General features: G+C 42.9%; 16 protein-coding genes. 5 read left to right on the top strand and 11 right to left on the bottom strand.

The features are described from left to right. Nucleotides 1-329: 329 nt before the first annotated feature. The 6 genes from AAGC78_RS05075 to AAGC78_RS05050 all read right to left on the bottom strand — a co-directional run bounded on the left by AAGC78_RS05075 (nucleotide 330) and on the right by AAGC78_RS05050 (nucleotide 6,226). Nucleotides 330-863 (bottom strand): gamma-glutamylcyclotransferase family protein, encoded by a 534-nt coding sequence (locus AAGC78_RS05075; RefSeq protein WP_435782960.1) that lies wholly within the window; start codon nucleotides 861-863, stop codon nucleotides 330-332. 188 nt (nucleotides 864-1,051) lie between these two features. Then, on the bottom strand, nucleotides 1,052-1,969 hold the full coding sequence (locus AAGC78_RS05070) for a TIR domain-containing protein (RefSeq protein WP_435782959.1): 918 nt from the start codon (nucleotides 1,967-1,969) through the stop codon (nucleotides 1,052-1,054). Nucleotides 1,970-2,314: 345 nt separating this feature from the next. Continuing rightward, on the bottom strand, nucleotides 2,315-3,025 hold the full coding sequence (locus AAGC78_RS05065; protein ID WP_435782958.1) for a hypothetical protein: 711 nt from the start codon (nucleotides 3,023-3,025) through the stop codon (nucleotides 2,315-2,317). 185 nt (nucleotides 3,026-3,210) lie between these two features. Beyond that, entirely contained in the window at nucleotides 3,211-4,242 is a 1,032-nt protein-coding gene (locus tag AAGC78_RS05060) for a hypothetical protein (protein ID WP_435782957.1), read from the bottom strand. Between the two features lie 98 nt (nucleotides 4,243-4,340). Beyond that, a complete protein-coding gene (locus AAGC78_RS05055) occupies nucleotides 4,341-5,795 on the bottom strand; it encodes an ATP-dependent nuclease (protein ID WP_435782956.1) in 1,455 nt (484 codons plus the stop codon). Between the two features lie 182 nt (nucleotides 5,796-5,977). Next, entirely contained in the window at nucleotides 5,978-6,226 is a 249-nt protein-coding gene (locus AAGC78_RS05050; protein ID WP_435782955.1) for a hypothetical protein, read from the bottom strand. A 308-nt stretch (nucleotides 6,227-6,534) separates the two neighbouring features. Here AAGC78_RS05050 and AAGC78_RS05045 point away from each other — a divergent pair, with 308 nt between their 5' ends. The 5 genes from AAGC78_RS05045 to AAGC78_RS05025 all read left to right on the top strand — a co-directional run bounded on the left by AAGC78_RS05045 (nucleotide 6,535) and on the right by AAGC78_RS05025 (nucleotide 10,584). Next, nucleotides 6,535-6,879 carry a metalloregulator ArsR/SmtB family transcription factor gene (locus AAGC78_RS05045; RefSeq protein WP_435783055.1) on the top strand — a complete coding sequence of 115 codons (345 nt, stop codon included), beginning with the start codon at nucleotides 6,535-6,537 and terminating at the stop codon, nucleotides 6,877-6,879. Nucleotides 6,880-6,892: 13 nt separating this feature from the next. Continuing rightward, complete coding sequence (gene arsH, locus AAGC78_RS05040; protein WP_435782954.1) at nucleotides 6,893-7,615, top strand: arsenical resistance protein ArsH; 723 nt, start codon at nucleotides 6,893-6,895, stop codon at nucleotides 7,613-7,615. Between the two features lie 13 nt (nucleotides 7,616-7,628). Next, complete coding sequence (locus tag AAGC78_RS05035; RefSeq protein ID WP_435782953.1) at nucleotides 7,629-8,636, top strand: ArsJ-associated glyceraldehyde-3-phosphate dehydrogenase; 1,008 nt, start codon at nucleotides 7,629-7,631, stop codon at nucleotides 8,634-8,636. Between the two features lie 2 nt (nucleotides 8,637-8,638). Continuing rightward, nucleotides 8,639-9,847, top strand: a complete 1,209-nt coding sequence (arsJ, locus tag AAGC78_RS05030; protein ID WP_435782952.1) for an organoarsenical effux MFS transporter ArsJ — start codon at nucleotides 8,639-8,641, stop codon at nucleotides 9,845-9,847. Between the two features lie 116 nt (nucleotides 9,848-9,963). Continuing rightward, on the top strand, nucleotides 9,964-10,584 hold the full coding sequence (locus AAGC78_RS05025) for a tyrosine-type recombinase/integrase (RefSeq protein ID WP_435782951.1): 621 nt from the start codon (nucleotides 9,964-9,966) through the stop codon (nucleotides 10,582-10,584). A gap of 565 nt (nucleotides 10,585-11,149) precedes the next feature. On the opposite strand, the gene AAGC78_RS05020 is transcribed toward AAGC78_RS05025, so the two are convergent. The 5 genes from AAGC78_RS05020 to AAGC78_RS05000 are packed head-to-tail and all read right to left on the bottom strand — an operon-like array spanning nucleotide 11,150 to nucleotide 15,043. After that, the gene (locus AAGC78_RS05020; RefSeq protein ID WP_435782950.1) at nucleotides 11,150-11,842 is read right to left on the bottom strand and encodes a hypothetical protein; all 693 of its coding nucleotides are present in this window, start codon (nucleotides 11,840-11,842) and stop codon (nucleotides 11,150-11,152) included. Further along, nucleotides 11,835-12,662 (bottom strand): FTR1 family protein, encoded by an 828-nt coding sequence (locus AAGC78_RS05015; RefSeq protein ID WP_435782949.1) that lies wholly within the window; start codon nucleotides 12,660-12,662, stop codon nucleotides 11,835-11,837. Before AAGC78_RS05015 ends, AAGC78_RS05020 begins: the two co-directional genes overlap by 8 nt. A gap of 10 nt (nucleotides 12,663-12,672) precedes the next feature. Further along, nucleotides 12,673-13,002 (bottom strand): cupredoxin domain-containing protein, encoded by a 330-nt coding sequence (locus tag AAGC78_RS05010; protein WP_435782948.1) that lies wholly within the window; start codon nucleotides 13,000-13,002, stop codon nucleotides 12,673-12,675. Then, nucleotides 12,999-14,387, bottom strand: coding sequence for a sensor histidine kinase (locus AAGC78_RS05005; RefSeq protein ID WP_435782947.1), 1,389 nt, complete (start codon nucleotides 14,385-14,387; stop codon nucleotides 12,999-13,001). Before AAGC78_RS05005 ends, AAGC78_RS05010 begins: the two co-directional genes overlap by 4 nt. Beyond that, the gene (locus AAGC78_RS05000; protein ID WP_435782946.1) at nucleotides 14,384-15,043 is read right to left on the bottom strand and encodes a response regulator; all 660 of its coding nucleotides are present in this window, start codon (nucleotides 15,041-15,043) and stop codon (nucleotides 14,384-14,386) included. Before AAGC78_RS05000 ends, AAGC78_RS05005 begins: the two co-directional genes overlap by 4 nt. Between the last annotated feature and the right edge of the window lie 69 nt (nucleotides 15,044-15,112).

The raw sequence follows: 15,112 nt of genomic DNA, 5'->3' as shown, positions 1-15,112 counted from the left end.
ATCAATTAAGTCCTAAAATCCCCATTTCTAATTTGCAATCTCTGTTCGCTAGATGCGCAAAGCTAATTAGGACCAGAAGTAGACATTCAGATTTCTAATTACAACCATTTTATTGGGTGCATATTTTGGGTTTTTCTTAACCAATGTAATTTATGGCTCGTAAAATAAGCTCATCATTTTCATCATAAAACCCAGTGTGCTTATTTTTTCTGAAATATATTGCTTGCATGCAAAATTGACAAAAGATTCAGTATTTAAATTCTATTCGAAGCCAATATAAAAAAGTTACTCATTGAGATAACTCATTTATGAGCAAGCCAATTTAAGTTTTACTTAACACGTTTATAAAATTCTCTTATGCTCTCAAGTCTAGCTAGATTTTCAGAGTTTCTTTTGACGTCTGAATCTGGAATAGCGTCGATACGCTCTAGCCATGATATATATTCGTCAGGCATTGAGTGATATTTTGCTCCTTCAACAACTAGTTGCTTATACCAATCATATGGCCGTAAAGATCCATCTAAGTAATCATGTTGTGCGACGTATGTGAATGGGGTGTAGGTTTGACCATTTAGCTCAAAACTCACGAGCTGCTCGTTATAACCATTACCTTTTCCTTCTGCCCTATCTAGCTTTTCCTTATCCACCGAGTCAAATTCATATAGGACCCCATACAAAATATCATCAGTATTTCCTGATTCATAAAAACTACATTTTCCCGATAAATCTTTACTTCTCTTGGAAAAAGTTAGTTTTCTACCGGGTGCCTTAACAACACCAATAACAGCGGCAGATGGAACTCTTTCTTGCAACCTCAACGGATGAAGGTTAGAACCATATGCAAAATAATGAAGTTTGATCATAAGTTTCCTTCGAAATTCAACTCAGAGTTAGATGTAAATTTGAGGTATTGCCATTTAAAAACCCTTTGGGCGGTAACAAAAAAATATTACCTCACTCGGCCAATAGCGGAAGTCGCAGCTATAAGCTCCTGCATATACTTTTATTGAATGCAGGAGCAAGAGACTATTGTCGCAGTGGCTTGTTAGGTTTATACGTAATAGCCTGCACCTCTCAGCTCTAACAATAATTGTTGCTTCCATTGCCCTTCATGATCCATCGAGACATAAACCACGCCACTAATATCGTTAGGTGTTTCAACATTGCCTTTAACAACAGCGCAGACTCTAGCACGCGAAAGCTTACCGATAAGAAAGCCGTGTTCAAAAACGACATTCTGACGGGCTCGATAATTGCTCGCCAAGGCACCAACCTTTGATCCCACATCACACGGAGTGTATAAGACCACACCGAAGCCAACGTTAGAATAATGTTCTATCTTTTCAATAATTGTGCGCCCTGAACTAGCTTGCTGGTGAAGAATAATTGGTTGCAAACCTACGCTGGAAATGAATGCAGACATTTCTAGCTTTGCAATATCGTCGTGGCCGTGAACAATAAACACCTGAGAGGTGTTGAAGACACCTGGAGGAGTTGGAATAAAAGGTGGATCAGCATCGGGTTGCTGCGCTGCGCCCCATCTGGATGAATCCAGTTGGTGCTGAGTAATATAACCTCGGCGCAGCAAAATCTCGAATAGAGGTTCGTCCTTTATTGCCCAGTGCGTCCTTGACAACTCCCAACCACCAAGATCTATATCTACACGCAAAGCCTCAATAGCACCAATTGGTAGCTTTGGAAAAGCTGGATCAAACTCGAAACTAAAAACCACAGAACTCTGCCGTAGACGGATATTAGTTACATATCCTATTCTGGATTCAACTGATTCATCTTCAGTCACAAAAAGTGTGGGAAAGCTTTTTAGCTCTTCAATTGCCTTTTCATCAAAAAACTTATATCGCTCGCTTATTTCGTTTGCAGTATATTCAATTGCAACACGACTTCTGTCCAGTTCAAAGGGGCTACTGTTCCAGCTATCCGGGCTGTACGAGATAATCAAATTAAACAAAATTCAATCCTCATGGGAAATTGGTTTTATCGCAACAATTTATAATCAACTTGATAATAATGGAGGTTCTATTTTTGATGAAATCGCTCATGGAAAATTTGATGCGTAAGCTCACCCATTCTGGCAAGACAATCTAATTGCAGAGGCCTAAGCCGCTCAAGACTTTTCTAGGTACAGTTGTCTACTTCGGCCAAGAACTGATCTAAAATATTCTTTGTTGCTCACCGGTTTTTTATAACGCCGCTATAAGGGGTGGAATTTTTAGTAATACTTTCCCGCACAATGAACGGATTGAATGAAAAAATTCCACTTAATAACCATTATTTCGATAACTTTTTTAGGAAGTTATTTTTCAAACTCTGCATGGTATGCAGGTAAAAACTTTTGAATAAGCTCTGGCGTTCTAACTTGGTTAAAATAATTATCTTGACAAAAACAATGCCCACACTCCCTCCAAGATAAGAGCTCCTTCAGTCGGGGTTTTCTCTCAGTAACTTTTTTCAGTGCTATTCTTGATTCTTTCTTCAAGCTAACGTCGCCAATTTTTACTCTAGGATTATCAAGAATAATCTCTTCAAGATAATCAAAAATAATTGGTTTGCCTGGCTTTCTAATAGTAAACATCTTTCTTTGAAGATCGTACTTGTCCCATTCTTTAGAGAGCATTTTAACACTTTGAAAGTAGTTTTCTTCGGACTCAGAACGCCGATCCCAATGAATTGGATTGTCTTTAGTTACCCAAATTTCCATTTCATCATCTAATATCAGTTCTAGGTTAAATTTAAAAAGCACTGGACCGTAATAATTCTGCCTAGAGAAATGTCTATGCAAGTCTGCGGTATCTAAAAACACGTCTCCAAATACATCGAACAATTTATCAATATCATCCGACGTCTGCGGAGTCTGATACAAATCTCGCTCTTCAACATCATGTCTCGATAGCAGTCCACCTTCTTCGATAAAAGTTATTGAGGTTGCCACTGTGTTTGCATGAAAAAGGTTTAATATGCCCTTGCTTTTTAGAAAAGCATATAGTTTTTCGTTGTCCAACTTCATTTGAAATCTCCTGCCTCTCTAACAGCTGATTCTACTCAGATGAATACCATTAACTATTTAACAACTTAATGCGTAGATCTCCTTTGGGCACAACTGAGTCAGTCGGATACATTGAAAATAGCTTCAGGTCAATTACATCGCATAGCTGCCAAAAGGGAAGCTTAAATTCCACTCGATCATTATCTCTAAGATCGTTTAAAGGTCTTGAGCAATACCTCTGGAATAAATGTAAGGTTGCCACGTGTTCGGGAACAAGCAACGTAAAGTTTGTTGCGTGTCTCTGGATTTATTCCCTGAAAACTGCCGCTATGCCAAGCTTTTACATTACTAGAATTCAAAACTACACAGACATCCTGATACAGATCAACTCCTTTTGACGCCCCCCAGTTTTGAGAATAACAGTTGTATTTATAATGTTCTTTGAGAAATAGCTTTACCGTTTTCGAGTCTTCATAAATGGCCGACACAATTGCAGGATCATCTTCATACTTGACGATACTTTCCCGATCATCGTGAGCTTCGATGGTGACACCTATTTTTTCTGTAATGAATTCACAAACACTTTTGCTACATCGACGGCTTTTCTTCAAACTTTCTGTATCGATTTTCAGTTTTGCCGATTTGAACCTGGCCACATATGCATTGTAGTCGGTGTGAAGGCTTCCATTCACATTGCCATCTCGGCTAGTATCGAAGGTGTGCTGGAAAAAATCTCCAACAAAACTGGTATCGAGCTTAGCTGCGCTTATAGCCATTAAGAAATTGAAGTCATGCCCAGCGAAGTCTTGAACCTCGTCCACAAAGAAGACATCAAAATATTTCTCCATGCGCGCGATGACATCGCCGACAAGATTGGATTGCTCGACAAACTTTGCAAGGCGGTTGGCATAAAGCCTACGACCTAACGTCATAAAGCGTCGATCATTCGTCAGAGGAAACCGTTCGGATGTTGGCGGAAGCTTGAATGTTACACCTTTGGTATTCTTCTTTAATCGAAGAAAAGGTCGGTAGCAGAAGCTGTGCAAGAATTTGAAGTAGGTGTAAAGCGATATATTTCCAGGAAAGTAGCCAAACCGCTGGATAATCTTGTAACGTAGATTACTATAATTTGACTCCGTATACGTAATGATAAGGAATCGCTGCTGCTCATTAAGCCTTTCGATTAGGAGGGATGCCTTACCAGATCCCGCAACGGCGAAAATTACGCTCTTATCCATGCAACCGCCTGCTGAATGTATTCTGGTGCGATGAGTTCGCTACCCTTTTTTTCGAGTAAGTGGAACGCGGCGTCCGTTTTGTTCTTCAGCATGTATTCCTATACTGTCAGCGTCTTACGGCCAGCTGCAAATTGCCCATCACATATCGCCTTATTGTCTTGGTACATACAGACTTCGAATGTGTACCGCGCATCATTTTTATCCGCGAATATCTGGATTGACGCAGAAGTATAATCAGAATAGTTATCGACGCAGTTAATTTTGTAGTTTCTATCATTATCGCGAATAGCTGCCACCTTGATACCGAGCAATTGCGCAAGCTCCAAATAGCGCTTGAAGCTTGTACCATCGACAGAGATTATATGAATGCCATCAGTGTCAGTGCTAGCACCGCCGGAACTGTTCCTATACAGGGCATCCATTAGTATGAACTCAGCATCACCTTCAACGAGAATCGCTTTCTTGCATAACGCGAGTTCTAAGACATTATTATCGGGTGCCTTCATGAAGAAATTTGCAGTTCCCCCACTTAGATCTTTGAGGGAGGTTGGTCGGGATGGATGCTCTTCGCTCAGAATCAACACTTTCTTAAGATTCAGTCGTGTTGCGATAAAGCTGCTGTGCGTAGCGATGAAAAGCTGTTTTCTTACAGATGCTCGAATGCGTTCAATAAGCTTGTGCATATGCACATGGCTGAGATGATTTTCAGGCTCCTCGAGAAGAAGAGCATCAAGTGCATGTTCGCGATTTTGCAGGGCGAACTCCGTTTTGATGAAGCACTGACGCCCCTTACCTTTGCTATCAATAGGTATATCACCTTCAGTAATTATAATGTCAGTTTCGACATTAGCTTTTGGACTTGTACGAACATGGAACTTATAAGCATCCAATCCGTCATTCATTTCTTTGAATACGTCGTCCTTAAATTTCGATTTAACCTTACGATACTCGAAGCTGTGATAATTCCGTTGAACCACTGAGGCATGAGTGGCGTACATCGAGCGGGTATACTCGCGTGTGGCGTATTCATTATTGATCTGGGAACTATCTATTAGTAAATGTTTGAGCGGCTTCTTGTAAGGAAAGATGGCTTCATCCGAAAAGCTTTGGAAATGTACCGAATAATACTCAAAAGGGAAGCTATCGTGCTTTTCAGACAAAATTGTCTGGATTTCTTTGGTGTACTCATCAACGGGTTTACACACCATCTTGATGCCAAGGTGATCTATCCCCTTGCTATTATTTCTACCATCCAACTCATGATGCCCATCAATTCCTTCAAGGTATACCTCTAGCAGAAGCTCTGGAAGATCCGTAATCCTTCTCCCTCCCGTTAAAAACTCTGAGATGCATTCTGCATTAAAAAGAGTTTCAAGGCCGAGTGACTCGACCTTGCTTCGGCTAGCAGAAAGTACAATGTCTAAGGCTTGGAGCACAGAGCTTTTTCCCGCCTCATTTCCTCCAACAAGTAGGTTTAGTTCGGGGTCGAATTCAAGCTCAAGATTTTTGAATCGCTTAAAGTTTTTAAGGACTATTCTGCGTATTGTCGCCACCAGTATTGCTCCCCATAAAAGCTTGAAATTTATTTTTTTGAATCTACGATACACGCAAATTTAAATGAATGGCCGATGTCCGCTTTGGGCACACGGTAGTCATAGCATGTAATTGTATTGGCATCAATTACTACAGCTTACACCTGAGCATTCATCTAACAGCGATTAACGAAGATGCATACTCAAACTAATTGCATCTTGAGTATACAAACGTGTAACGCTACAGGATCAACAATCTCTAGTGCGATCATGGCTGCATCCGCAGCTTCAACATTCATCATGATGACTACAGCTATGATGAGGATAATTCGCCATAGAAGTTTATCCAGCATCCATCCAATCGCCATCAACAGCCCAACCCGATCTGCTCCTTTAGTTGACATGGCTCCACTGATCTCTACAGGTGGCTTTTTATCCGGCATTTTAATCACAGCGAACTCCTCATTTGTAGCGAGCTTAAAAATGGTAAGCCTCAGTTACGGCAAGGCTGTGTGCGCATCGTAACGTCGCCTCACGACCTCAAATTTGGCACTTTCCGAAACCGGAACTCCTCTTGTGGGATTTCCTGTCTATGGCTGTATTAAATCCACCTCGGCATTAGAAGTATTGTTGCGCGCGCAACAATATGACTTGTTGGCTGGTCGTGATTGAGTCTTGTTGGGCTTTTAAATATTCGCAGAAACATATATATTAAATTTCATATGTATTTAGAAGTGAACCAGCCAAGGTGCAACGCATGATTGACCCTCTCCAATTCTTTAAATGTTTAGCCGATGAAACCCGCCTTAAGTCATTGATTCTTATCCAGTCTGAAGGCGAGCTGTGTGTTTGCGAGCTGATGGAAGCCTTGGAAGAGATCCAGCCAAAGATATCCCGGCATCTCGCGCTGTTAAGAGAGCACAAAATTGTTCTGGATCGGCGTCAAGGCCAATGGATCTATTACCGGTTGAATCCGGAACTCCCTGATTGGGCCAAGACGGTTCTCGCCGAAACGACCCAATCCAATCAGCCTTTCATCAAGGCCAATCTCAAGAAGCTGTGCTGCATGGGTGATCGCCCTGAGCGCGCGAAGACCTGTTGTTAACAAGGCGATGCCAATGAACTCCCAGGATACAAAACCCATTGATCTACCGAACGTCGCAGCAGATTTATTGCCATTTCCTCTATTTAAGCCCACTGAGGATGGCGTACATAAGCCACGTATTCTGTTGCTGTATGGCTCAAATCGGAAACGCTCATTTAGCCGTTTACTTACCGAGGAGGCACAGCGCCTTTTAAACCACTTGGGGGCAGAAACAAAAGTATTTAACCCTTCTGGTCTACCACTTCCTGACGACGCTGATGATACCCATCCCAAAGTTCAGGAGTTGCGAGAGCTGGTGCTTTGGTCGGAGGGTCAAGTCTGGTGCTCACCGGAGCGCCATGGCGCGATGACTTCCGTGTTCAAAGCCCAGATCGACTGGATACCCTTATCAATGGGGGCAGTACGTCCAAGCCAAGGGAAGACTTTGGCAGTGATGCAAGTCAGTGGTGGTTCGCAATCATTCAATGCCGTTAACCAAATGCGAATTCTGGGACGCTGGATGCGTATGTTCACCATTCCCAATCAGTCCTCAGTTGCCAAAGCATTTCAGGAGTTCGATGAATACGACCGCATGAAACCGTCCGCTTTTTATGATCGATTGGTGGATGTGATGGAAGAGTTGATGAAGTTCACTTTGTTATTGCGTGAGCACAGTCCGTACCTCGTTGATCGCTATTCCGAACGTGTTGAGTCAGCCGAGGCACTTAGCAAGCGCGTTAACCAATCAACTATTTAATCGGGCATCAAGCATGAAAAAAATAAAAGTAGGCATAAATGGTTTTGGCCGCATAGGCCGCTTGGTATTGCGCGCCTCGTGGCGCTGGCCCGAACTCGAATTTATTCAGATCAATGATCCGGGCGCGGATGCAGAAACCTATGCCCACCTTCTAAAATTCGATTCAGTGCAAGGAATATGGGGTGAAGATGTTACTGCTGAAGACGACAAGCTAATCATCAATGGCAGTGCAATCAAGGTCACAACCAACAAAGCAATTGTGGATACTGATTGGTCGTGTTGTGACGTGGTGATTGAAGCCAGTGGCAAAATGAAATCAGTCGCGATACTGCAAGCTTATTTGGATCAAGGCGTAAAACGTGTAGTGGTCAGTGCTCCGGTAAAAGAGCCGGGTGCGTTGAACATCGTAATGGGCGTGAATCATCACTGGTTTGAAACAGCAGAACATCGCATCGTTACCGCCGCGTCCTGTACCACCAATTGCCTTGCACCGGTAGTAAAAGTAATTCACGAACAATTGGGCATTCGTCATGGATCAATTACGACGATCCACAACCTGACCAATACACAATCCATTCTTGATCAACCCCACAAAGATTTACGACGCGCACGGTCATCGGGTTCAAACCTAATTCCTACGACCACTGGTTCCGCGACCGCTATCGCCGAAATCTTTCCAGAATTACGTGGCCGTTTGAATGGGCATGCAGTCCGTGTTCCACTCGCTAATGCATCATTAACAGATTGTGTGTTTGAAGTTGAGCGCTCTACCTCTGTTGAAGAAGTAAATCAGTTTTTGAAAGCAGCTAGTGAAAACGAACTAAAAGACATTCTGGGCTATGAAGAGCGACCTTTAGTTTCTACCGATTATTGCGGTGATCCGCGCTCATCGATTGTTGATGCATTATCGACCATGGTAGTAAATGGTACGCAAGTAAAAATCTATGCTTGGTATGACAACGAATGGGGATATTCAAACCGCACGGCTGAATTAGCACGGTTTGTGGGGCTGGCTGATTAAACATGGCAGCCCTGTCCAGCCCTTATAAGCAATACGCTATTGTCACCGGCAATTATTGGGCATTTACCCTGACTGACGGTGCGCTGCGTATGTTAGTGGTGCTGCACTTTCATCAATTGGGTTTTAGTCCCTTGCAAATTGCCAGCCTGTTTTTGTTCTATGAAATTTTTGGTGTAGTCACCAATTTGATAGGCGGTTATTTGGGGGCAAGGATCGGCCTGAATCGAACCATGAATATTGGTTTGGCTCTACAAGTAATAGCATTGATGATGTTGTTTGTTCCTACAGCACTATTAACTGTGCCTTGGGTAATGGGAGCACAAGCATTGTCGGGTATTGCTAAAGATCTCAATAAAATGAGCGCAAAAAGTGCAATCAAACTATTGGTGCCTACGAATGCACAAGGGCAACTATTTAAATGGGTCGCACTGCTCACCGGCTCCAAGAATGCATTAAAAGGCGTTGGATTTTTCCTGGGTGCAGTATTGCTTACAGCATTAGGATTTGACGGAGCTGTTCTCTGCATGGCGATTGCATTGGCTATCGTCTGGTTAGCAAGCCTGATCTTACTGAGACAAGATTTAGGCAGAGCCAAAAGTAAACCAAAATTCCACGAGATATTTTCTAAAAGCAAAGCAGTTAACGTGTTATCAGCTGCGCGACTATTTTTGTTTGGTGCCCGTGATGTTTGGTTCGTGGTTGCCCTGCCGGTATTTCTTGCCAGTCAATTGCAATGGGATTTTTGGTGGGTAGGCGGCTTTCTCGCGCTTTGGGTAATCGGGTACGGGATAGTTCAGTCTTTGGTACCCAGCATGCTAGGCCTCACCAAAGCGCGAACACCGGATGGTCGTTCGGCAGTTTACTGGGCTCTCATTCTTGCGCTGACAACAGCCATTCTTGCTGCGGCACTTGGCTCCAACTTGCCAGTAGCTGCTGTTTTAATAACAGGATTGATCCTCTTCGGAATTTTCTTTGCAATTAATTCATCGATTCACAGCTATTTGATAGTGAGGCATGCGAAAGAAGATGGCGTGTCTCTTGATGTTGGTTTTTATTACATGGCCAATGCATCGGGTAGATTAATAGGGACTTTGCTTTCCGGTTGGGTTTATCAAATTGCAGGATTAACTATGTGCCTATGGATATCGGCGGGTTTCATTGCAATCGCCGCTTTATTTTCACTTGCCTTGCCTAAACGGATTGGAAATTAAAATTGATTAGTGTCAGCTCGTCTATTGATTGATATTGACAATCCGCGTTGCGAACCTAGCAACTAGGATTAATAAAGCTCAACATGATAAATCCCATACAACGCGAGGGCTATATCATGTTGGAAACATCAGCTATTCATCATTTCCCTTGGAACAAAGGGAGACTTATCGGTCAGAAGCCACCACTAAAATTGCAAGAGGTCTGGTCAATTCGAATTAGGCTCGAAATAGCAAAGAGCCAGAGGGATCTGGCCTTATTCAATCTTGCGATAGACAGCAAGCTTCGCAGTTGCGATTTAGTAAAGTTAAGAGTCATTGATATTGCTCATGGGAGCACTATGCTCAATCGAGCGATGGTGATCCAACAAAAAACTCATCGTCCGGTACAATTTGAGATTACATCTCAGACGCAAAAATCTGTATCTGCCTGGATTCAAAAGGCACACTTAACCAGTCAAAGCTACTTATTCCCTAGTCGATCTAAACATGACGACCACATCTCAACCAGGCAATACGCAAGAATCGTTAAGTCATGGCTCGCGTTAATTGGTCTTAGTCCAGATGAATACGGAACCCATTCATTACGTCGCACTAAGGCGACTTTGATTTACAAACGAACACACAATCTTCGTGCTGTCCAACTACTACTAGGGCACACCAAACTTGAAAGTACAGTCCGTTATCTTGGCATAGAGGTTGATGACGCCTTGGAAATAGCCGAACAAACGGAAGTGTAATTTTAATTTTTTACCGGCATCTTTTCGATGCCGGTGCCGGCCATTAGCGGACATACGGATTTCGCTCACAAAATCGAAATCATTTTTTTAAAAAGGAGAGACGCGACATATCAATATCTAGCTCGATAAACACTCTCTAGTGAGTGTTTATCACTCATTCTATTGAACTTCCACACGCCCCTTAAAGTTACCTTAGCCGAACCAACAATCTTTTCGCAACAGAACTAATACTCTATAGATCAACTAAGATTGACATGTCATCCCCAGACTCAATACCCACTAAGCGACACAAATCGATAGCCAATGTAACATGCGTTTTGTAACTTACTTTTGACATAAACACCTTTTTAAATTCGCTCACCGAGGAGTAAGTCGGCTAAACGCAGTCATTACACGTCGCTTAATCTGCTATCTAAATAGCACCTTGCATCAAAAATTTACTACAGTAATATGCATGGAAAATTAACAAGAGATCTAAATATTCTAGAACGAAATTTCAATATAATAGAAAACATTACTCATACATCTTATGGCGAAGAGGTTAAAAAAACGCAAACAAAAATTTCTAAAATTCAAATTCAAGGCCAAAATGAATACTGTTAGCCGGGGTATCAGCATCCAAACCAAATAACCAACCTAGTTCCCAGCGCATCTGCTTTTTCGGTGAAATTTTTTGAATCCCTGTAAAAGCGGGTCCAGCAGCCCAATCCTGATCATCCAAATAGAGTTCAATGGCTGGTTCAAAAGCATAGGAATAGCGATAGCGAAATTGGGCTCTCAATGCGGTCTCAAATTCATCTTTAATATCATTGCCGAATTCATATTCAGCAAAAAAATTCATCGTGCCAATCCAGGCCGGTGTTATTTCTTTCTCTATTAGAAGACCGATAGCCAGCTCTTTACGGCTGATATCATGTGCACTACCTGCCTCCAGCAACAGCCCCCAGTCAGCCCAGTATTCGCCCTGCTCTGTCATTTGCCATTTTATTTCTGCCTCGTAGCCACGTATCTTTTCACCTTCATGAGTTATTGATTCCGTCAGCAAATAGACTTCACCAAACCAATGCTCTGACCACGCATAACCAATACCAGCCCGTTGAAGCAGAATACTTTGGTCCGTCACATCACGCCAAACCGCACCATATTCGATCTCCCGCTCATGTTGCTCCACATAAGGATGGTAAACACGGTTGAGCTCAGCCTTTGCACTCATCGACCAAATGCAAGCAACTGTTAAAAATAACGCATATCTATACATGCCTGCGATTCCCGGAATGCCAATTCCATAAGACGATCAACAGCAGGGGTATAACTGCTGAACAATAAAAAATAACTTGCACAGCACTCGGAGTAGAGTCATAACCGATGAGTGCATAAAGCAACTCGCCCAACCACGAATGCTCATTCACTATATTTGAGGTATCCCACAGAGGGCCTGCGGAATCTAAAAACCCAATCTGAAGCAACTGCTTCGCAATTTGCATTGAAAGCCCGCCACAGAGAAAAGTCAGGAATATAAATAAGATGCGAAGAAATCCACGTACTGAAGAAAACACTAAAATATAATAAATAATTACACCTAAACTCATGCCTATCCCTAAACCAATAACCCCTCCTGTTAGTGCAGGCTGTAATAGATCTGGCTGATGCAAAAAGCCTCCAAGATAGACCCATATTTCCGCAACTTCTCGTGCGAGCGATAAGCCGACAGCAAAAATCGAGCTCAGTACCAGCAAATTCCGGTGTGATTTTATTGAGCCACCATTCAGTGTTATATGCTTTACCCGATCAGGGACACGAAACAATAGAGAAGCAATGATTGCAGCTATTAACATGAACGCAATTATCACCCAGAGATACAGCAAAGCATTTGTCCACTCCTGGCCAGTACCCTCCAATGCGTCCGCAATATCATACGCAAAATGCGCTAATAACCACGAACTAAAAACACCAAATATCAACGCAGGAATTATCCAATTAAGGGCAATAGAGAACTTGCGGCTCATTACCATTAACATCGTAATCACGAGCGATGCTTCCAGCACCTCACGCAAAATCAATAAAATCGCATCAACCATAACCTTGTCTCTATTGTTGAGCGCGAATAACGCCTTGAGCAGTCTTGGGATTAAATTCACCGAAGAATGGATAATCCCCAGGTTTAAGGGGCCCAATAAAGATCACTGCCTTGGCACCGCCCATGATTACCTTTTCACGGTTAAGTTCGTAACTTTCAAACTCTTCTGGTGTTGGGTCTTTATTAACAACAATTAATTTAACTTTAGTGTTGGCAGGCACCACTAATGTAGATGGGAAAAATAAGTGGTCGCGAATTTCAATTGTAAATTCAGGAACCTCAGCTATAGAAACAGAAGAAATTAAACTCGCTAAAATTATTAGTAGCACTCTTATCTTCATTGTGCAGTTTCTCCTTTTTCACACGCCGCGAAAGTCACAATGACTGATAACCCCGACTCGAATGGAGACCGCGTCAGATGGATACGAGCACGATGTAAATCCACCACCTGCTTCACTATCGACAAGCCCAGTCCACAACCTGGCGTTCGGGAGTCGTGACGATCACCATGAAGACGATAAAATCGATCAAACACCCTTTCGTATTGATCAGCTGGAATTCCTGGGCCGTTATCAATGATCTCGAACACAACTTCTTTCCCCCGAAGCCATGTATGCAAAATAATTTTTCCATCTTCTGGTGTGTATTTGATTGCATTTCCCAACAAATTATTAATCAAGGTTTCCAGTGCTGCTGCATCCCCTTCCACCCAGCATCTATCACCATCAAACTCAATAGTAAGATTTTTTTCGCTCAGGGCATCGCTTGACGAAACAATAACGTGTTTTACCAGTGCCGTTAGGTCGACCGATTTAAACTGGCTCATAAAGTGATCAGGCGATGTTTTGTTAAGCAATAAGATTTGCTCAACCAAGTAACGCATACGCTTGATACCCTGTTGTAATTTATAAGCCGACTCAGGTGCGGGATCAATATCGTGCAACAGGTTGTCACAATGAATCATCAGCGCCGCAATAGGTGTGCGTAATTCGTGGGCTGCATCCGCAGAAAAACGTTGCTCACGAAGAAATGAAGATTCAAGCCTTCGTAGCAATTCATTCGCCGATTGAGCCAGCTGAATTAGTTCTGATGGCATGTCCTGTTGTTCAATTGGACGTAGATCCGTCGCTTCCCTTGCATGAAACTCCTTAGCCAGAGAAGATACTGGCCGCAATCCTATACCCAATACCCACCAAATCACGAGCCCAACAATCGGGATTGTAATTATCATGGGGAATACTGCTTGCAGAATCATAGATTCGGCCAACCTGTAGCGCTGATCGTCACGCTCTGCCAATAAGTACCATCCCGTGTTATTTGCAGCAGGTGCAACTAAAACATGCCATCGATAGTGATTGAAATTAACAAACTGATACCCGGTTTTCAGCTCTCCAATGAGCTCATCTGGCATAGCGGCAGAGCGGGCAAGCAGCGCACCATCGTTACTGACCCATTGGAATTGTAACTCCGCGATTGCAGGAGACAGATTGAGTCGTTCGGCATTATTTTGAAAGGGAAATATCTCTACCGAGCTTCGCTGTAAATATTCTTCATAGCGTGCAGGCAATACATAATTCAACAGGTCAACCTGTTGCAGCAACCGTTGATTGAATAGTCTCTCAGCTTCATCCATGCTACCAAGATACCCGCGTACCGCAGCAGCAAAATTCGCCAGTGTTATTATCGCTACCAGTAACACAACCAAAAATACACGAATGGATTTCATTGGCGAGGAACCATGTAACCAATACCACGCATAGTACGAATGAAATCAGCAGGTAATTTTTTACGTAAATTATGTATATGAACTTCGATTGCGTTACTGGCTACTTCATCGTTCCAACTATAGAGCTTTCCCTCCAAGCCCTCTTTGGTTTGGATAATACCGACATGCTCTACCAGCGCTTTAAGCAGCATATATTCACGGCGCGACAAATTTATCGGCTCACCTTTGTGTAGTGCGAGGTGATGGGTTGTATCCAATGTTATTGGGCCAACTTGGATCAAGGCAGTAGGTGCATTACCGAGGCGGCGTTCAAGTACTCGTAACCTAGCAAGTAGCTCGTCAATCTCAAATGGTTTTGTGAGGTAGTCATCAGCACCCGCATCCAAACCAGTGACTTTTGCGGTAGTACTGTCTCTTGCCGTTAGAATAAGAACCTGTGTTGGATATTTTTTTTCGCGCACCAAGCGTAACAACTCTATGCCATCCATATCGGATAACCCAAGATCCAGCAGAAGGATATCGGGTGATTCTCCAGCAAGATAAGCGCTTGCGGTTTTTCCTTTATTCAACCAGGTGACGGCGAACCCTGAGCGTTTGAGAGCTGTTACGATTCCTTCGGCAAGCAGTCCGTCATCCTCTACCAGCAATATGTGCATCCCGGTGCTTCCTTCATTTACGGCAAGGCCCCGCAGGGTGCAGGGCATTAGATGTTGATCAAAAGTGTC

The sequence above is a fragment of the Cellvibrio sp. genome, assembly GCF_039207905.1.
GTDB lineage: Bacteria > Pseudomonadota > Gammaproteobacteria > Pseudomonadales > Cellvibrionaceae > Cellvibrio.
The sequence above is the reverse complement of the archived record's forward strand: the minus strand, read 5'-3'. Positions and strand labels throughout refer to the sequence as shown.

Coding starts and splice junctions, on each gene's coding strand:
- AAGC78_RS05075 (WP_435782960.1), bottom strand. CDS start 863: ATGATCAAACTTCATTATTTTGCATATGGTTCTAACCTTCATCCGTTG.
- AAGC78_RS05065 (WP_435782958.1), bottom strand. CDS start 3,025: ATGAAGTTGGACAACGAAAAACTATATGCTTTTCTAAAAAGCAAGGGC.
- AAGC78_RS05060 (WP_435782957.1), bottom strand. CDS start 4,242: ATGGATAAGAGCGTAATTTTCGCCGTTGCGGGATCTGGTAAGGCATCC.
- arsH (WP_435782954.1), top strand. CDS start 6,893: ATGAACTCCCAGGATACAAAACCCATTGATCTACCGAACGTCGCAGCA.
- AAGC78_RS05035 (WP_435782953.1), top strand. CDS start 7,629: ATGAAAAAAATAAAAGTAGGCATAAATGGTTTTGGCCGCATAGGCCGC.
- arsJ (WP_435782952.1), top strand. CDS start 8,639: ATGGCAGCCCTGTCCAGCCCTTATAAGCAATACGCTATTGTCACCGGC.
- AAGC78_RS05025 (WP_435782951.1), top strand. CDS start 9,964: ATGTTGGAAACATCAGCTATTCATCATTTCCCTTGGAACAAAGGGAGA.
- AAGC78_RS05020 (WP_435782950.1), bottom strand. CDS start 11,842: ATGTATAGATATGCGTTATTTTTAACAGTTGCTTGCATTTGGTCGATG.
- AAGC78_RS05015 (WP_435782949.1), bottom strand. CDS start 12,662: ATGGTTGATGCGATTTTATTGATTTTGCGTGAGGTGCTGGAAGCATCG.
- AAGC78_RS05010 (WP_435782948.1), bottom strand. CDS start 13,002: ATGAAGATAAGAGTGCTACTAATAATTTTAGCGAGTTTAATTTCTTCT.
- AAGC78_RS05005 (WP_435782947.1), bottom strand. CDS start 14,387: ATGAAATCCATTCGTGTATTTTTGGTTGTGTTACTGGTAGCGATAATA.
- AAGC78_RS05000 (WP_435782946.1), bottom strand. CDS start 15,043: ATGCACATATTGCTGGTAGAGGATGACGGACTGCTTGCCGAAGGAATC.